This window comes from Micromonospora sp. A3M-1-15, assembly GCF_024213425.1.
GTDB classification, from domain to species: Bacteria; Actinomycetota; Actinomycetes; order Mycobacteriales; family Micromonosporaceae; genus Micromonospora; species Micromonospora chersina.
This window is the reverse complement of the sequence record NZ_JANAVK010000004.1, coordinates 39,175-56,489: the sequence shown is the minus strand read 5'-3', so window position 1 is coordinate 56,489 and position 17,315 is coordinate 39,175. Positions and strand designations below refer to the sequence as shown.

At 75.1% G+C, this 17,315-nt stretch carries 16 protein-coding genes; 3 read left to right on the top strand and 13 right to left on the bottom strand.

Features of this window, described 5'->3' with window-relative positions:
* Window positions 1-46: 46 nt before the first annotated feature.
* The 3 genes from NLX85_RS20670 to NLX85_RS20660 all read right to left on the bottom strand — a co-directional run bounded on the left by NLX85_RS20670 (window position 47) and on the right by NLX85_RS20660 (window position 4,249).
* On the bottom strand, window positions 47-595 hold the full coding sequence (locus NLX85_RS20670) for a hypothetical protein (RefSeq protein ID WP_254337605.1): 549 nt from the start codon (window positions 593-595) through the stop codon (window positions 47-49).
* 184 nt (window positions 596-779) lie between these two features.
* A complete protein-coding gene (locus NLX85_RS20665; protein WP_254337603.1) occupies window positions 780-3,131 on the bottom strand; it encodes a ComEC/Rec2 family competence protein in 2,352 nt (783 codons plus the stop codon).
* Window positions 3,132-3,241: 110 nt separating this feature from the next.
* Complete coding sequence (locus tag NLX85_RS20660) at window positions 3,242-4,249, bottom strand: helix-hairpin-helix domain-containing protein (RefSeq protein WP_374628133.1); 1,008 nt, start codon at window positions 4,247-4,249, stop codon at window positions 3,242-3,244.
* A 174-nt stretch (window positions 4,250-4,423) separates the two neighbouring features.
* On the opposite strand from NLX85_RS20660, the gene NLX85_RS20655 reads away from it, so the two are divergent.
* A complete protein-coding gene (locus NLX85_RS20655; protein WP_254338760.1) occupies window positions 4,424-5,059 on the top strand; it encodes a bifunctional 2-polyprenyl-6-hydroxyphenol methylase/3-demethylubiquinol 3-O-methyltransferase UbiG in 636 nt (211 codons plus the stop codon).
* Window positions 5,060-5,270: 211 nt separating this feature from the next.
* Here NLX85_RS20655 and NLX85_RS20650 read toward each other — a convergent pair whose 3' ends face one another.
* The 6 genes from NLX85_RS20650 to pepN form a co-directional block, all read right to left on the bottom strand.
* The gene (locus tag NLX85_RS20650) at window positions 5,271-6,047 is read right to left on the bottom strand and encodes an SDR family NAD(P)-dependent oxidoreductase (RefSeq protein WP_254337599.1); all 777 of its coding nucleotides are present in this window, start codon (window positions 6,045-6,047) and stop codon (window positions 5,271-5,273) included.
* A gap of 189 nt (window positions 6,048-6,236) precedes the next feature.
* Window positions 6,237-7,088 carry a DegV family protein gene (locus tag NLX85_RS20645; protein WP_254337597.1) on the bottom strand — a complete coding sequence of 284 codons (852 nt, stop codon included), beginning with the start codon at window positions 7,086-7,088 and terminating at the stop codon, window positions 6,237-6,239.
* A gap of 48 nt (window positions 7,089-7,136) precedes the next feature.
* Complete coding sequence (locus NLX85_RS20640; protein ID WP_254337595.1) at window positions 7,137-7,784, bottom strand: histidine phosphatase family protein; 648 nt, start codon at window positions 7,782-7,784, stop codon at window positions 7,137-7,139.
* Window positions 7,781-8,185 (bottom strand): ribosome silencing factor, encoded by a 405-nt coding sequence (gene rsfS / locus NLX85_RS20635; protein WP_254337593.1) that lies wholly within the window; start codon window positions 8,183-8,185, stop codon window positions 7,781-7,783. Before rsfS ends, NLX85_RS20640 begins: the two co-directional genes overlap by 4 nt.
* Window positions 8,186-8,295: 110 nt before the next feature.
* Complete coding sequence (gene nadD, locus NLX85_RS20630; RefSeq protein WP_254337591.1) at window positions 8,296-8,892, bottom strand: nicotinate-nucleotide adenylyltransferase; 597 nt, start codon at window positions 8,890-8,892, stop codon at window positions 8,296-8,298.
* Between the two features lie 104 nt (window positions 8,893-8,996).
* A complete protein-coding gene (pepN, locus tag NLX85_RS20625) occupies window positions 8,997-11,513 on the bottom strand; it encodes an aminopeptidase N (RefSeq protein WP_254337589.1) in 2,517 nt (838 codons plus the stop codon).
* Between the two features lie 66 nt (window positions 11,514-11,579).
* On the opposite strand from pepN, the gene NLX85_RS20620 reads away from it, so the two are divergent.
* A complete protein-coding gene (locus NLX85_RS20620) occupies window positions 11,580-11,798 on the top strand; it encodes a DUF397 domain-containing protein (protein ID WP_107077806.1) in 219 nt (72 codons plus the stop codon).
* Window positions 11,799-11,808: 10 nt separating this feature from the next.
* On the opposite strand, the gene NLX85_RS20615 is transcribed toward NLX85_RS20620, so the two are convergent.
* Window positions 11,809-12,198, bottom strand: coding sequence for a hypothetical protein (locus NLX85_RS20615; protein WP_254337587.1), 390 nt, complete (start codon window positions 12,196-12,198; stop codon window positions 11,809-11,811).
* Between the two features lie 352 nt (window positions 12,199-12,550).
* Here NLX85_RS20615 and NLX85_RS20610 point away from each other — a divergent pair, with 352 nt between their 5' ends.
* Window positions 12,551-13,798, top strand: coding sequence for a cytochrome P450 (locus NLX85_RS20610; protein ID WP_254337585.1), 1,248 nt, complete (start codon window positions 12,551-12,553; stop codon window positions 13,796-13,798).
* Here NLX85_RS20610 and NLX85_RS20605 read toward each other — a convergent pair whose 3' ends face one another.
* From NLX85_RS20605 to NLX85_RS20595, 3 genes are all read right to left on the bottom strand, one after another.
* Complete coding sequence (locus NLX85_RS20605; RefSeq protein ID WP_254337582.1) at window positions 13,799-14,335, bottom strand: dihydrofolate reductase family protein; 537 nt, start codon at window positions 14,333-14,335, stop codon at window positions 13,799-13,801.
* A gap of 72 nt (window positions 14,336-14,407) precedes the next feature.
* Window positions 14,408-14,866: a hypothetical protein gene (locus tag NLX85_RS20600; protein WP_254337580.1), complete on the bottom strand. Its 459-nt coding sequence runs from the start codon at window positions 14,864-14,866 to the stop codon at window positions 14,408-14,410.
* Between the two features lies 1 nt (window position 14,867).
* Window positions 14,868-17,315, bottom strand: coding sequence for a molybdopterin oxidoreductase family protein (locus tag NLX85_RS20595; protein ID WP_254337578.1), 2,448 nt, complete (start codon window positions 17,313-17,315; stop codon window positions 14,868-14,870).

The following is a 17,315-nucleotide window of genomic DNA, read 5'->3' as shown; positions in this document are numbered from 1 at the left end:
ACGAGGAAGCCGCCCACCTCGAAAGGGGGCGGCTTCAGCTGCTCGTCTACTTCTTGTTCAGGTTGACGATGACGCCCTGATCGGCGCGCGCCGTCTGCAGCCCGGCCACGTGAGTGCCCATCGGGCCGATGAACGCCAGCGCCCCCATCTCCTCACCCTCCGGGAGGTTCGACACCTGCCACACGATGTCAACCAGCGCGGTGCCGTGCTCCCGGAGCTTCTCGTGCCGGGAGTCCTCGAACATCTCCCGCACCTCCCGGTACTCGGCCTCAGTCATCTTGTCGTCGCCGCCGGACTTGTCGTCGGCGACGACCTTGGTGCCGTCGCGCATCGCCTTGCAGGCCGCGACGCCGGAGTCCTCCTTGATGAAGCCCTCGTAGACGGCGAGTCCGGCGGTGGCGAGCAGCAGCACGGCCAGGACGGCGCCGAGGGCGACGACGAGCGGCTTGCGGCTGCGCTTGATCGGCGGGGTGGTGAGGTCTCCAGCCGGCTGCGGCTGCCCGACGGCGTCGGGCTGGTACTGCTGCGGCGGGTAGCCGGGGCCGCCCTGCTGATAGGGCTGCTGCGGCTGCTGCGTCGGGTACGGGTCGGTCATCTGTGTAGCGCTCCCCACGTGGTGTTGGCGTGTCGATGCTGGTGGGGACGGTTCGCCGGGCCTACGGGTTGTCGGGTAAGTGACTGTTGTTGTGGCCGGTCGGGCAGGGTGGGCGACCGGTCAGACACGCACGTGCGGAACGCGTCGGGGCGCACCTCGGGCGCCTACCTCACGCAGGGGCGCGTCATCGGCGGCTGCTCCCGCGGGTCACCACCGCGAGGCGGTCGCCAGTGTTGACCACGGCAAGGTCGCCGTCGGTGTCGGTGCGCAGCACCCGGGCGCCCGCGCGGGTCAGCCGGTTCAGCAGGCCCGCGTTGGGGTGCCCGTAGTCGTTGTCGACGCCTACGCAGACCAGCGCGACCGCCGGGCGGACCGCCGCGAGGAACTCCGGATCCTGGTACGCCGACCCGTGGTGGGCCACCTTCAGCACGTCGGCCCGGATGGCGCCGGCCGGCACGGTCTCCCGCAGCGCCCGCTGCTCCTCGGTCTCGGCGTCGCCGGGCAGCAGGATCCGCACCCCGCGCACGGTGGCGGCCAGCACCAGCGAGTTGTTGTTCGGGTCCGACCGGCTGCCGCGCAGCGGGTACGGCGGCCCGATCGCGGCCAGCTCGACCGCCCCGGCCCGCCACCGCCAGCCCGCCTCCACCGGCGCCAGCGGGGTGCCGCCCTCGCGCGCCGCGTCGCGTACCTGGGTGACGCCGTAGGGCGGCTCGGACCACTGCGGGGTCGCCACCGCGGCCACGCGCCGGCCCCGGAACACCCCGGCGACCCCGCCCACGTGGTCGGCGTGGAAATGGCTGACCACCAGCAGCGACACCTCACGTACGCCGAGCCGGCGCAGGCATCCGTCCACCCCGGACGGGTCCGGGCCGGCGTCGACCACCACGGCCCGGCCGGCGGCGACCGGCAGCACCACGGCGTCCCCCTGCCCCACCGCGCACGCCACGATGACCCAGCCCGGCGGTGGCCAGCCGGCCGCGAGCAGCCGGACGGGCAGCGCGCCGAGCACCACGGCGACCACGACGACCGCGACCAGCCGCCGGAGAACCGGCCGCCGGACGGCGACCAGCAGCGCCACGCTCACGGCGGCCAGCAGCAGGGCACCGGTCACCCCGCCCGGCCAGGGCAGCGTCCCCGCGGGCAGCCGCGCCCCCTGCGCGGCCACGGTCACCAGCCAGCGGGCCGGCCAGCTCGCCAGCCAGGCGGCGAACCCGGCGCCGGCCGGCCAGACCGGCGAGAGCACCGCCGCGAGCACCCCCAGCACCGTGGCGGGCGCGACCACCGGCACGGCCAGCAGGTTCGCCGGCACCGCGACCAGGCTCACCGTCCCCGAGATCCCGGCGATCACCGGGCCGCAGGCGAGCTGCGCGGCCGCCGGCACGGCCAGCGCCTCGGCCAACCCGGGCGGTACGCCCCGCCGGCGCAGCCCGTCCCGCCAGCCCGGGGCGAACAGCAGCAGCCCACCGGTGGCGCAGACGGAGAGCGCGAACCCGGGGTCCCCGGCCAGCTCCGGGTCCACCAGCACCAGCACGGTGACCGCGGCGGCCAGGGCGGGCAGCGCGGCCCGGCTCCGACCGGTGGCGAGCGCGGCCAACCCGATGGCCCCCATGGCCGCGGCGCGGACCACGCTCGGCGAGGGCCGGACCAGGATCACGAACCCGACCAGGGCGAGTACGCACAGCGCGGCGGCCGTCCGTGGACCGGCCCGGGCCCAGCGGGCGAGCAGCAGCACCGCCCCGACGACGATGGCCACGTTGGACCCGGACACCGCGTTGAGATGCGTCATGCCGGTGGCCCGGAAGTCCTCCTCCACCTCCGGCGGCAGCCGGCTGGTGTCCCCCACCACCAGGCCGGGCAGCAGCCCGCCCGGCGCGTCGGGAAGTGGCGCGCAGGCCCGTTGCAGCCCGGTCCGCAGCACGCCGGCCGCCCGCTGCGGCCACGGCGCCGGGCCGTGCCGGGTCGGTGGCCCGGTGGCCGACAGCACCGCCGCCGTCAGGTCCCCGCCGCGCGGGGCCGACAGCCGACCCTTCGCGGTCACCCGCTGCCCCGGCAGCAGCATGCGCCAGGCCGGGTCGCTCGCCAGCACGAGGCCGCGCACCGTGCCGGTGACCTGGCGGCCGGCCGGGTCGGTGAGGCGTACCAGGTCGGCCCGGACGAGCAGGGTGGCCGGGCGGCCCGCGGCACCCCGGACGGGGCGCGGGTCGTCGCGGACCACCAGCTCGGCGGTGACCAGGGTCCGCCCGGTCACGAGCGCCCGCACGGGCCCCGAGTCGCGGACCGCCAGGCGGGCCGCGGTGGCGGTCGCGCCACAGACCACGCCGAGCAGCACGGCCACGGCGATCCAGCCGTAGCGGCGGACCGGGGCGGCCGGGCGGCCGATGACGCCGCACAGGTAGGCGCCGGTGAGCAGCGCCAGGCCTGCGGCGACCGCGGCCAGGGTGACGCTCGCCCGTGCGGTGGAGTGCAGGCCGGCCAGGGCGGCGAGCCAGGCGGCCACGGCCAGCCCGGCCAGCCGCAGGTCGGGGACGTCCCCCACTGTCGCGCCGCCGCCATCGACCGGGACATCGGGCGCGCGGTCGGCGCGTCGCTCTCCTCCGGCTGCCACGCCGCTCCCGACGGCGGCGCGGCGGGGCGGCTCGCCGGTGTTCACACCGTCACCAGGTCCTTGAGCTGTTCGTACCGGGCGTCGCCGATGCCGTCGACCTGGCGCAGGTCGGAGACCGAGCGGAAGCCGCCGTGCTGGTCGCGGTGGTCGAGGATCCGCTGGGCGAGCACGGGGCCGACGCCGGGCAGCGCGTCGAGCTGGGCCAGGGTGGCGGTGTTCAGGTTGACCGGGCCGCTTCCCGGCGCCGCGCCGCCGGCCGCGGGTCCGCCTCCGGTCGTCGGCCCGGGCGGGGCGGCCTGACCGGGTGGGGCGCTGACGCCGACCAGGATCAGCTCGCCGTCGGTGACCTTGCGGGCCGGGTTGAGCAGGGCGACGTCGACGCCGGGCAGCGCGCCGCCGGCCGCCTCGATGGCGTCGGCAACCCGCGCGCCGGCCGGGAGGCGGACGAGGCCGGGGCGGCGGACCTTGCCGGCCAGCGCCACCACCACCTGGCCGGTGGAGGCGGTGGGCGCCGGCGCGGGGGTTTCCGGTGCGGCGACCGCCGCGGCCGGACGGACGGGCTCCGCCTGTGGCCGGGAACGCCAGGCCCAGACTCCGGCGACCAGCACGACGACGACCGCCACGGCGGCGAGGGCCCGGACACCCCGCCGGCCGGGATCGAAGGCACCCGGCCCGGGCAGCCGGGACGCCAGAGGAGGCCGCCGTGCCCCGGCATCGTCGGCAGCGCCCCCAGGTTCGTGCCCGCGTCGACCACCTTCGCCACCGGCCGGCAGCGCCTCGTCGGCAAGGCTCGTCAACGGCCACCTCTCGCCGACGTCAGGGGTCACCCGGCCCGACTCGGTTGTGCGACCGGACGCACGCACGGGGACCGAACCCGCGACCGCTGCGAGTGGCCGAGGATCGGCAGAGGAGGAAGCCTGCGCAGCCCACGGCAGGTCCGGGTCGAGATCCGGACCGAGCCGGAAGCCCTCTGCCGGCATGGCGGCACCGACCGGCTCGAACAGCCGGGACAGCCGCCGCCGTACCGTCGTCTCCTCGTCGTCTGACACGGCTGGAAGCTACGGCGCCAACCGGGCCCGGAGCGGACGTCAGCGCTCGCCTGTGGACGACGAACAGCCTTGTGGACGACCCCCCGGACCACCTCCATCTGTGCTAGGTGAGCCCTTGTGAGAGAGGTCGGAGCCGTCGCGCCGGGACACCGCGACCGCCCCGGCTCGTTGACAATGGTCGACATGACGATCCGATACGCCGAGGTGCTCAGCCCGCTACGAGAGGCGTACGACGCCCGCGCGGCATGGCGTGAAGGGCTCACCAAGGAGCCGTGGAAGGTGGCGGAACGGCAGGCGTTCCGTGACCGGCTGGCGGCGGGGGCGCGGCTGCTGGAGATCGGTGCCGGCACCGGACACGACAGCGCCTGGTTCCAGCGGGAGGGCTTCGCCGTTGTCGCGGCCGACCTCTCGCCGGCGATGGTCGAGCACTGCCGGGCCAAGGGCATCGAGGCCCACGTCATGGACTTCCTGCGACTCGACTTCCCGGCCAGCTCGTTCGACGCGGTGTTCGCGATGAACTGCCTGCTGCACGTGCCCAACCACGACCTGCCCACGGTCCTGGCGGCGATCCGGGCGATCCTGCGCCCCGGCGGGTTGTTCTTCGTCGGCGTGTACGGGGGCACCGAGAGCGCCGAAGGCCCCATCGACGGCGATGAGCACGAGCCGCCGCGCTTCTTCTCGTTCCGCACCGACGAGCAGCTGCTCGCGTTCGCCGCCGCGTCGTTCGACGTCGTGGACTTCCATCCCGTGGACGTCGGCCGCGGCCACCGGTTCCAGTCGCTGACGCTGCGCCGCCCGGACCTCGGCTAGCGGGAAGCCGCCCGCACGCCCACTGCCAGCGGGCCGGGGACAGCTCCCGGGCGAAGCGGCGTACGGCGTCGGTGACCGCCGCCGGGTTGTCGAAGTTGGCCGGGTGGCCGGCGCCCGGGACCAGATCGCCGGACGATCCACAGTGCCCGGTCTGCCTCCGGGACCGGACCCGGCGCCGCCCGACCCCCGTCGACCGGCAGGGTCACCACCCCTACCGCGCCTCGGGGTCGGGGCCGAGTGCCGCCCGGCCCCCGTCGACCGGCAGGGTCACCCCGTTGACGAAGGCCGCCCCCGCCGACAGCAGGAAGGCCACCACCTCGGCGACCTCTCCGGCGCGCCCGATCCGGCCCACCGGATGCAGCCGGGCCAGTTCCGCCTCGACCCGGTCCGCCTCGGCCGGACCCAGGTCCGCCAGGAAGGCGGCGTGCCGCTCGGTGTGGATCGAGCCGAGCGCGACCGCGTTCGTGCGGATCCCCTGGCCGCCGTAGTCCACGGCGAGGGCCCGGGTCAGTCCCTCGACGGCGGCCTTGGCGGTGGCGTACGGCAGCGCGCCCGGCACCGCCCGGCGGGCCTGGTGGGAGGAGACGTTGACGATCGCGCCGCCGGCGCCGGCGGCCAGGAACCGGCGTACGGCGGTGCCGGCGCCGACCACGGCGGGGCGCAGGTTGGCGGCGATCAGGTCGAACACCTCCCCCGCCGGCACACGGTGCAGGGCGGCGTCGCGGAACACGGCGGCGTTGTTGACCCAGCCGGCGAGCGGGGCGGCCGCCTCGGCCAGGTCGGCGGCCCGCCCCGTGGTGTCCTCGTCGGCGGCGTCGCCGGTCACGGCGCGCAGCCGGTCGGCGGCCGGGTGCCCGGCCAGCCAGTCCAGCGCGGACTCGTCCCGCTCGACGACGACCACCGTGCCACCGTCGGCGGCCAGCCGCTCGGCGATGGCCCGCCCGACGCCCCGGCCCCCGCCGGTCACCACGAAAGACCCGGCGCTCATCGGGCCGCCGAAGACCCGGCGACCAGGTAGGACCGCGCGGTCATCCGACCCTCCGAGTCCCGGCGATCGTGGCGAGTTGCCGTTCGAGAAAAACGGAAACTCTCCAAGATCCGACCAGTCGCAGCCCGACAACCAGAGCAACGACACCGACCACGGCGATCAGGACGCCACCCACGGCGGCGGACGCCATCACGGGCGCCGGTGGAGGACGACGCACGCCAGGCCGGGGCCGGCGTGCGCGGCGATCACCGCGCCGGCCTCGGTGACGTACGTGTCGTGGAGCCGGTCGCCCAGCCGCTCGGTGAGCGCGGCCAGCAACTGGTCGGCGCGCTGCGGCGCGGCAAGGTGGTGCACGGCGAGGTCGACGTCGGCGTCGCCGGCCGCCTCGACCGCCAGGTCGACGAGGCGCGCGATGCCCCGGCTGGCGGTGCGGACCTTGTCCCGCACCACGATCGAGCCGTCCGGCATGTGCATGATCGGCTTGACCGATAGGGCGGTGCCGAGCAGCGCCTCGGCGGCGTTGATCCGGCCGCCCCGGCGCAGGAACTCCAGGGTGTCGACGTAGAAGAAGATGGTGGTGCGGTCGACGGCGTCGAGCGCCGCCTGGCGTACCCCGGACAGGTCCGCGCCCCCGGCGGCGGCCGCGGCGGCGGCGAGCACCGGGAAGCCCAGGCCCATGCCGGTGGAGCGGCTGTCGACCACGGTGACCCGGTCGTCGCCGACCTCGGCGGCGGCCAGCCGGGCCGCCTCCACGGTGCCGGAGAGTTCGGCGGAGAGGTGCACGGAGACGACCCCGTCGGCGCCGTCGGCCAGCAGCTGCCGGTAGACCTGCGCGAACTGTTCGGGGGCCGGCCGGGAGGTGCTCACCGTGACGCGCCGGCCGCTCAGTACGCGGGTGGCGTCCTCCGGGAACGTCTCGACGCCTTCCAGCCCTTCGGCGCCGTTGAGCACGACGGTCAGCGGGACGACGGTGAGCCGGTGCGCGCGGACCAGCTCGGGCGGCAGGTAGGCGGTGGAGTCGGTGACGACCGCGACGGGCATGCCCGGCACGCTAGCCGATCTCACGGCGGCGCGCCGGGGCCGAACGGCTCAGAACGCGTCGGTGAGCGCGGGCTGGGTGATCAGCCCGACGTTGTGCGCCCGCAGGTGCCAGCCAGGAGATGTCCGCCGCTGCACGCCGTCGTCGTGCCGCAGCTCGGTCCAGTGGCAGTTGGCCAGCGACCCGACGCTGCGCAGCACCGCGTGGTCCCAGCCGAGGAGGTGGCCGACGCCCTGCCGGGCGCCGCCGCCGTGCGTGGTGACGACCACGGTGCCGCCGGCGGCCAGGTCGGCCGCCTCCTGGAAGGCGGCGCCGAGCCGCTTGCCGAGGTCATCGAGGCTCTCGATGCCCGCGCCGGGGTCGGGGTCGCCGGCCCGCCAGCGGGCGTACTCGTCGGGGAAGCGCTCGGCGACCTCGGTGAGGGCCAGGCCCTGCCACTGGCCGAAGTGCCGTTCGCGCAGCCGGGCGTCGGTGCGGACCGGCAGCCCGGTCAGCGCGGCGAGCGCGGCGGCGGTGTCGGCGGCCCGGCGCAGGTCACTGGCGACGATGGCGTCCGGGCGCAGCGCGGCCAGCACCGGCGCGGCGGTGCGGGCCTGCTCGCGGCCGAGGTCGTTGAGCGGCACGTCGGTCTGCCCCTGGACCCGGCCGGCGGCGTTCCAGTCGGTGTTGCCGTGCCGCCAGATGATCAGGCGGGTCATTCCGCGCTGGCGGTGCCGGCGGCCGAGTCGGCGAGGTCGCGATCCACGAACGGGACCTGCGGGCAGTCCTTCCAGAGCCGGTCGAGGGCGTAGAACTCGCGCTCCTCGGTGTGCTGCACGTGGACCACGATGTCGACGTAGTCGAGCAGCACCCAGCGGCCGCCCCGCTCGCCCTCGCGGCGGACGGGCTTGGCCTTCTCCGGCAGCTCCAGCAGGCGCTCCTCGATGGCGTCGACGATGGCGAGCACCTGACGCTCGTTCGGAGCGGCGGCCAGCAGGAACGCGTCGGTGATCGCGAGCTGGTCGCCCACGTCGATGATGACGATGTCCTGCGCCTTCTTGTCGGCCGCGGCCTGGGCGGCGGCCATCGCCAGCTCGTGAGCGCGTTCGGAAACTGTCACCGTTCTCCTTCGATCAACCGTGCGACCCTCCAAGCCTCTCACACCCGCCGGGGCGGCGACTTGTCAGTTCTGGTCGATTACGCGGACAAACGCTCACGTTCCGGGCGGAATCACCGCTGATACAGCCGCCGTTTGGCGATGTACTGCACCACACCGTCCGGTACCAGGTACCAGACCGGCTCACCCCGGGCCACCCGGGCACGGCAGTCGGTCGAGGAGATCGCCATGGCCGGGACCTGCACGAGGCTGACCGTGTCGGCGGGCAGGTGCTTGTCCGACAGCTCGAAGCCGGGGCGGGTCACCCCGATGAAGTGGGCAAGTTCGAGGACCTCGTCCAGGTCCTTCCAGGAGAGGATGCGCTCCAGGGCGTCCGCGCCGGTGATGAAGAAGAGCTGCACCTTCGGGCCGTACTCGGCCTGCAGGTCGCGCAGCGTGTCGACGGTGTAGGTGGGGCCGCCCCGGTCGATGTCGACCCGGCTGACCTGGAAGCGGGGGTTGGAGGCGGTGGCGATCACCGTCATGAGGTAGCGGTCCTCGGCCGAGCTGACCGGTTCGTCCGCCTTCTGCCACGGCTGGCCGGTGGGCACGAAGACCACCTCGTCCAGGCCGAACCGGTCCGCCACCTCGCTGGCCGCCACCAGGTGCCCGTGGTGGATGGGGTCGAAGGTGCCGCCCATGATCCCGATCCGCCGGATGTCTTCCTCCACCCCGCGATCGTAGGCCGGGGCCCGGCGAGCGTCCGCCGGGGCCGCTGGGCCGTCCCACGGACCGCGCCGGGCAGGGGTACGCCCCACCCGGCGCGGTCGCCCCGTCAGGCGCCCGCGGCGGCCACCGCCGTCCTGGCGACCAGGGCGCGGCGCAGGTCGTCGTCGAGGTCGACGACCCGCCGGCGCAGCCCCGGCGTGAGGTCGTCGCGGGCCAGCAGCGCCGCGGCCATTTCCCGGGTGGGCTGGGCCACGGCGTAGCGGGGGAATGCCAGGGTGGCGACCCGGTCGGCCGTCCAGGGGGTACGCAGCCGCGCCGCCGCCGGCATGTCGGCGAAGTACCGCTCGACGTAGCCGGCGGTCAGCTCGGTCTGCTCGGGCTGCCAGAAGCCCTCCGCGGTCGCCTCGACCAGTCGGTTGGAGAGGTCGGTGTTGCTGGTCACGATCTCCCAGGCGGCCCGCTTGGCCTCGGCGTCGGGCAGCGCGGCCCGGCAGCGCGCGGCCCGCTCCGCACCGGTGGCGCTGCGGTCGGCCGCCGCCTCGGCGGCGATCTCCGGCTCGCCGGCCGCGCCCAGCACCACGAGCCGGTGCAGCAGCGCCCAGCGCAGGTCGGCGTCGACCGCCAGCCCTTCGGGCACGCCGTCGCCGGCCAGCCAGCCGGCGAGCAGCCCCGTGTCGGTGGTGGCCCCGATCAGCCCGCGGGCCGCGGCGAGTTGCAGCGAGCCGCCGGCCGGGGCGCCGGCCAGCAGGGTGGCGCAGGCCCCGGCGACGCGGAGCAGGGCCGCGTCCCGGGCCAGCGGGTCCAGGTAGCGGTCGACCAGGTTGCGGCTGAGGCTGAGCACGTCCTCCGCGATGATCACCTCGGTCTCGGCCGGCAGCGCCGCCGCGATGAGGGACACCAGCGAGGTCACCGGCCGCTCGCCGTCGGTGGCCGCGTCCAGGGCCTCGCCCCAGAGCAGCGCCCGGGCCAGCGGGTCGGCCAGCCCCGGGAGCACCAGGGGCACCGCGTCCGCCGAGGCGGGGTCGAGCCGGATCTTGGCGAAGGTGAGGTCACCGGCGTTGGGCAGCAGCAGGCCGGTGGCCGGCTGCCCGACCAGCTCGGCCAGCACGGTGCGGCCCCGGTCGGCGGCCGGATCGAGGTCCACCTCGAAGTGGTGCACCGGGGCGTCGGGGGCGTGGCGGGCCACGCCGATGCGGTGCGGGCGCAGCACCGGGTACGCCTCCGGCGCGGTCTGCACCACCGCCGCCTTCGCCCAGCGGCCGTCGGCGTCCACGGCGGTCTCCATCCGCAGCGTGTTGACCTGCGGGCGGCGCAGCCAGCGCTCGGCCCAGTCGGCCAGGTCCCGCCCGCTGGCGGCGCTCAGGCTCTCCAGGAGGTCGGCGAGGGTGGCGTTGCCGAACCGGTGCTTGCCGAAGTGCGCGTTCAGGCCGGCCAGGAAGGGCTCGTCGCCGACCCAGGCGACCAGCTGGCGCAGGACGCTGGCGCCCTTGGCGTAGGAGATGCCGTCGAAGTTCAGCAGCGCCTGGGCCGCGTCGGCGACCTCCTCGGGGGCCACCGGGTGGGTGGAGGGGCGCTGGTCGGCCGCGTAGCCCCACGCCTTGCGGCGCATGGCGAAGGTGGTCCACGCCTGGGTGAAACGGGTGGCCTCGGCGGTGACCCGGGTGCCCAGGTACTCCGCGAAGGACTCGTTCAGCCAGAGGTCGTCCCACCAGCGCATGGTGACCAGGTCGCCGAACCACATGTGCGCCATCTCGTGCGCGATGGTGGTGGCCCGCAGCTCCCGCTGGGTGTCGGTGACCGCGGAGCGGAAGATGTAGTCGTCGCGCAGGGTCACCAGGCCCGGGTTCTCCATGGCGCCGGCGTTGAACTCGGGGACGAACGCCTGGTCGTACTTGCCGAACGGGTAGCGCTCGGCGAAGAGCTGGTGGAACCGGTCGAGGCACTGCTTCGTGACGGTGAAGATCTCCTCGGCGTCGGCGTCCAGGTGCGCGGCCAGGGACCTGCGGCAGTAGACGGCGAGCGGGATGCCGTCGTGCTCGTCCTCCCGGACGTGCCAGGGGCCGGCGATCAGCGTGACGAAGTACGTGGCCAGCGGCGCGGTGGGCGCGAACTCCCACCGCCCCGGCGCCGGCCGGTCGGCGAGCTGGCCGTTGGCGGCCACCGTCCACTCCGGCGGGGCGGTGACCGCGAGGGTCACCGGGGCCTTGAGGTCGGGCTGGTCGAACGCGGCGAAGATGCGCTGCACGTCGTCGAGGAAGGACATGGCGTAGAGGTAGGTCTCGCCGTCGGCCGGGTCGACGAAGCGGTGCACCCCCTCGCCGGTGTTGGAGTAGGCCATCTCGGCGCTCACGGTCAGGGTGTTCGTCGCGGCCAGCCCGGTCAGCGGCAGGCGGTTGTCCTCCAGCAGCGCCGGGTCGAGGTCCCGGTCGTTGAGGCGCGCCCCGAGGAGTCGGTGGGGTTTGACCTCGGCGAAGGTCTCGGCGCCGGGGGTCGCCCGGAACCGGATGGTGACGGTGGAGCGGAACCGCTCGGCGTCGCCGGTCAGGTCGAGGTCCACCTGGTAGGACTCGACGGTGATCAGCGCGCCACGCGCGGTCGCCTCTACACGGCTCAGGCTCGGCATCCGCTTATCCTGCCCGATGGGGTCCGAGTGGGCTCCCCCGTTACCCCTGGCGATGGAGGAACAACGATGGGTCAGCACCCCAAGGGCGACTTCGACCTGTCCCGTGCGGTCTGGCAGCGGGCCGAGGGCGACACGTCCGACAGCGCGGTCGAGGTGGCCTTCGTCGACGACCTGATCGGGATGCGCAACTCGGCCGAGCCGGACGGGCCCGTGCTGGTCTTCACCCAGGACGAGTGGGACGCCTTCGTCGCGGGCGCCCAGGACGGCGAGTTCGACCTGAGCTGAGCCCGGGCGCTCAGTCACCGTCGCCCCACCCGAGCCCGCCGGGCCCGGGCGCGTGGTGGAAGCCCGGGTGGCCGGCCACGTCCGCGCAGCGCTCGCCGTCGGGGCCGACCGCCCCGCAGAAGAGCCGCTCCGCGCGGTGCCAGGCGTCGGCCGGGGAGAGCGCCGCCGCGCCGAGCGCCAGCTCCGGGCGGAGCAGGCCGAGCGCCTCGGCGTAGGCGACCGCCAGCTCCCGCGCGATCGTGGGGTCAGCCGCCTCGAAGCCGAGGTGCACGGTGAAGTGCCGGGGCGGCCGGGCCCCGGCGCGCCGGGTCGGCGCGATCAGCGGCTCCTCCCGGTCGCCGTGGCGCAGCCCGGTCACCGCCCGCCGGTGCCGCCGGTGTGCCGCTCTGTCGTCGCGCATCCGTCCTCCCCGTCGCCGATGCCGCCCCGCCGGTGTCCTGCCGGCGCGGGCGGGACCGGCCGCCGCCGGCCCCGCCCCGAAGCGAACCAGCTTTTCCGCGCCCTGGGAGGGGCCAGCTTCCGCGCTCGCCGCCGGCCCCTCCCCCGGCACACCGCGACCGCCGGACCCGGAAGGCCGGGCCGAGGTGGCGCGGGGGCGCCGGCGGCGCCGACGGGCGGAGGGCTGGGTAGAGGAGGCTCGGGGGCGCCGGCGGCGCAGACGGGCGGGGGCTGGGTAGAGGATTCGCCTGCGCCGGCCCGGGTAGGTAGCGCAGCGACCGTGCAGGGCCGCCGAGCCGCGTCAGGAGCAGCTGATGAGCACCATCCCGAGCGACCGCAGCCCGGAGAGCACCCTGGCGTTCCTCCGCGAGGGCTACCGGTTCGTCGGCCCGCGGTGCGACCGCCTCGGCAGCGACATCTTCCAGACCCGGCTGCTGCTGGAGCCGACCATCTGCCTGCGCGGCCGCCCGGCCGCCGAGCTGTTCTACGACAACGAGCGCTTCGTGCGGCGCGGCGCCATGCCGATGCGCGGGCAGCGCACCCTGGTCGGCGTCGCCGGCGTCCAGGGCCTCGACGGCGCGGCGCACCGGGACCGCAAGGCGATGTTCATGTCGATCATGACGCCGGCGGCGGTCCACCACCTCGGGCAGCTCTTCGACGACGAGTGGCGGGCCCGGATCCCGGCCTGGGCCGAATCGGGGCCGGTGGTGCTCTACGACGAGGTGGCCCGGATGCTGACCCGGGCGGTCTGGGCCTGGGCCGGGGTGCCGCTGGCCGACGCCGACGTGCCGCGCCGGACCGCCGAGATGCACGCGATGATCGAGGGGCCGGCCGCGGTGGGCCCCCGGTACTGGCGGGGCGTGCTCGGCCGCCGCCGCGCCGAACGGTGGGCCGGCGACGCGATCAAGCGGGTGCGCTCCGGTGCGCTGCCCGCGCCCGAGGGCAGCGCGCTGCGGGTGATCGCCGGGCACCGGGACGAGCAGGGGATCCTGCTGCCCCGCCGGATCGCCGCGGTGGAACTGCTCAACGTGCTCCGCCCGACCGTCGCGGTGGACCGCTTCGTGGTCTTCGCCGCGCTGGCGCTGCACGACCACCCGCACTGGCGGGACCGGGTGCGCGGCGACGACGCGGCCACCGAGAGCTTCGTGCAGGAGGTCCGCCGCTACTACCCGTTCTTCCCGGTGGCCGCGGCCCGGGTCCGGCGCTCGTTCGAGTGGCAGGGGTACGCCTTCCCGCAGGGCCGGCGGGTGCTGCTCGACCTCTACGGCACCAACCACCACCCGCAGCTCTGGCCGGAGCCGGAGCAGTTCCGGCCGGAGCGCTTCGACGACTGGCGGGGCGACCCGTTCGGGCTGGTGCCGCAGGGCGGCGGCGACCACTTCACCGGCCACCGCTGCGCCGGCGAGTGGATCACGATCGAGCTGCTGAAACGGGCGGTCGGCAACCTGACCGGGTCGATGAGCTACCGGGTGCCGCCGCAGGACCTGGCGCTGGACCTGGGCCGGATGCCCGCCCTGCCGCCCAGCGGCCTGGTCGTCGACGGGGTACGCCGGACCGCGTGATCAGCGCACCACCGCGAACCGCAGGTCGGTGATCTGCCCCGGGTCGTCGCAGCGGGTCTTGCGGAGCGTCACCGGACCGAGGTCGGGGCTGTCGAAGAGGCGTACGCCGCCGCCGAGCAGCACCGGCACGAGGTGCACGACCAGCTCGTCGAGGAGCCCGGCCCGGAGGCACTGGCGCGCCACGTCCGCGCCGAACACGCCCACGTCGCGGTCGCCGGCCGCCTCCCGGGCGAGGTCGGCGGCCTTCCCGACGTCACCGGAGAGGAACGTGACCCCGTCGAGCGGCTCGGCGGGCCGGTGGGTCAGCACGAAGACCGGACCGGACCAGGCCCCGCCGTAGATGGCCCGGGCCCCCTCGCCGGGCCGGTTGCCGAGCTCCAGGCCCCGCCGGCCGGAGAGGATCGCGCCGGTGCGGCGCATGGTCTCGACCCCGAGCGGGCCGGCGGCGCCGAAGCCGAACATCCACTCCGCCGAGTCGTCCGGCGGGGCGATGAACCCGTCGAGCGACATGGTGACGTGCCAGATCATCCGCGCCATCGCGCCTCCTCGCGCCGCCCGCCCCGGACGGGCGGGGTCGGCGCCAGTCTCACCCGGGGGTGTGACAGGCGGTCACTCGGCGACCACGAGCGCCTGCGGGGCGGCCTGCTTCATCCGGGTGCTGAGCCACTTGAGCTGGATGGCGGTCTCCTGCTCGCACGCCTTGACCACACCGAGCAGGTCCTCGTCGCGCGCCCCGTACGCGGCCTGCCCGACCACCGTCCAGCAGATGTCGCACTCGGCGGCCATCAGGTAGAGGTCCTGGAGGTCACGGAGCAGCCCGATCGGACCGGTCCGGGTGCCGGAGAACAGCTCGGAGTGCAGCCGGTCCGGCTCGGCCGGGGCCTCCTCGGCGTACCGGCGGGCGAAGGGTTCCAGCTTCTCCGCGTGTCCGCGGCACTGGGTGGCCAGCTTCTCGCAGGTGTGGAAGACGTCCGGCTCGTCCCCGTGCGACTTCCCCACCTCGGTGAACGCGTCACCGAGGCGCTCCTGGGCCTTGTGCAGCAGGCCGAGATAGTGGGCCAGGTGCATGTCACTCCCCCCTCGACGGCGCCTCGGCGGCCGGCCCGCCGACCGTGGCCGGGATCCCGGAGCCCTCCGGCGGGGCGGAACCGCCCACCGTGGGCGCGGGCGAGGGCCGGCCGCCCGAGTCGGCCTCCTTCACCACCCGCACCGCCGCCACCTTGAAGATCGGCTGCTTGGAGACCGGGTCCCAGGCGGTGATGGTCAGCTCGTTGGCCGCCCGGTCGTGCCGCCCCTCGCCCGGTGCGGCCCCGTCGGCCGCGTCCCAGTAGCCGTAGTGGAAGGGGAGGAAGACCACGCCGGGGCGTACCCCGCAGATGCGGGCCCGGGCGCGGACGACGCCGCGCGGCGACTCGATGCGCACGAGGTCCCCCTCGCCGACGCCGAGCGGTTCGGCGTCGGCCGGGTTGAGCTCCACCCACGACTCGGGGGCGGCGTGCACGAGCTGGGCGGCCCGGCCGGTCTTGGTCCGGGTGTGGAACTGGTAGACGGTCCGCCCGGTGGTGAGCAGCAGCGGGAAGTCCCCGCTCGGCACCTCCGGCGACGGCTGGTACGGCGCGGCGTGCAGGAACGCCCGCCCGCCGGGCTGCTTGGCCCGGTACTCCCCGGGCAGCAGCTCGGCCCCGGTGGCCAGGTCGTGGCCGTACGACTCGCAGTAGTCCGGGTCGGTGTTGAACACCCCGTCGGTGTAGAGCCGCTCGGTGCCGTCCGGGTGCTCGTCGGTGCACGGCCACTGGACGCCGCCGGTGCGCAGCTTGTCGTAGGTGATCGCGGTGTAGTCGCAGGGCCGCCCGCGGGAGCACTCCTTCCACGCCTCGAACACCTCCTCCGGCCCGGTCCAGGTGATCAGCGGGTTCCCGTCGGAGTCCCGGAAGTCCATCCGGCGCGCGTAGTCGAGGAAGATGTCCAGGTCGGGCCGGGCCTCGCCGGGCGGCTCGACGGCCTTGTCGGAGATGTGCACGGTGCGGTCGACGCTGGTGAAGGTGCCGGTCTTCTCGCCCCAGGTGGCGGCCGGCAGCACCACGTCGGCCAGCTCGGCGGTCTCGGTCAGGAAGAGGTCCTGCACGACCACGAACAGCTCCGGGTTCGCCAGGATCCGGCGGATCCGCGCCAGGTCGGGCAGGGAGACCGCCGGGTTGGTGGCCGAGATCCAGAGCAGCTTGATCGAGCCCTGCTCGGCGTACCGGAAGATCTGCATGGCGTGCGTCGGCGGCGCCCAGTGGGGGATCTTGTCGACCTCGACGTTCCACAGCCGGGCCAGCTCGGCGATGTGCTCCTCGTTGGCCCAGTTGCGCAGGCCGGGCAGGTCGCCGTCGGCGCCGCACTCGCGGTTGTTCTGCGCGGTGGGCTGCCCGTTCATCTGGTAGAGCCCGGCGCCGGGCCGGCCGAGCATGCCGCGGATGAGGTGCAGGTTGTTCACCTGGCAGGACGCCGCGGTGGCCTGGTTGGACTGGTAGAAGCCCTGGAGGACGGTGGAGAGCAGCCGCTCGGACCGCCCGAGCAGCTCGGCGGCGCGTTCGATGTCCGCGGCCCGCAGGTCGCAGATGTCGGCCACCGTGGCGACCGGGTAGTCCTCCACCACCCGGCACAGCTCCTCGAAGCCGAGCGTGTGCGCCTCGACGTACGCCTCGTCGTACCAGCCGCGGTGGATGACCTCCCGGAGCAGGCCGTTGAGCAGCGCCTGGTTGGTGCCGTTGCGCAGCGCCAGGTGCACGTCGGCCTCCCGGGCCACCGGGGTGGCGCGCGGGTCGACGGCGAGCATCGCCGGCGGGTTCGGCCCGCGCCGCCGGTCCAGCATCCGCATCCAGAGCACCGTCTGGGTCTCCGCGACGTTGTGCCCCCAGAGCGCGATCGCGTCGCAGTGGTCCACGTCGGTGTACGACCCGGGCTGCCCGTCGGTGCCGAAGGACGCCTTGAGCGCAGCCGCGGCGGTGGCGGTGCAGAGCCGGGTGTTGCCGTCCATGTGCGGGGTGCCGATCCCGGCCTTCCCGATCACGCTGAGCGTGTAGTACTCCTCCAGGAAGAGCTGCCCGCTGGTGTAGAAGCCGAAGTGGCCCCAGCCGCCCGGGCCGTCCAGCAGTTCCCTGGACCGGGCCACGATCCGGCCCATCGCGGTGTCCCAGTCCGTCTCGACCAGCCGGTCCCCCTCCCGGACCAGCGGCCGGCGCAGCCGGTCCGGGCTGTGGTTGGCCTGCCAGCCGTAGAGGTCCTTCGGGTCGACCCGGCCGTGGTTGACGCGGTCGCCGGAGCGGCCGCGGACACCGACGATGCGGTCGTCCATGACGGCGATGTCCATGGCGTCGCCGTTGGAGTGCAGGATCGAGGCGCTGGGCACCCAGCGCTGCACGTCGGCCTCGGTGTGCCCGTCGGCCAGGAAGGTGTCCACCCGCACCGGCCAGCGCTCACCCGGACCGTACGGCGTGCGCGGCCCCCAGGGGTCGGCGATCCGGTCCACCAT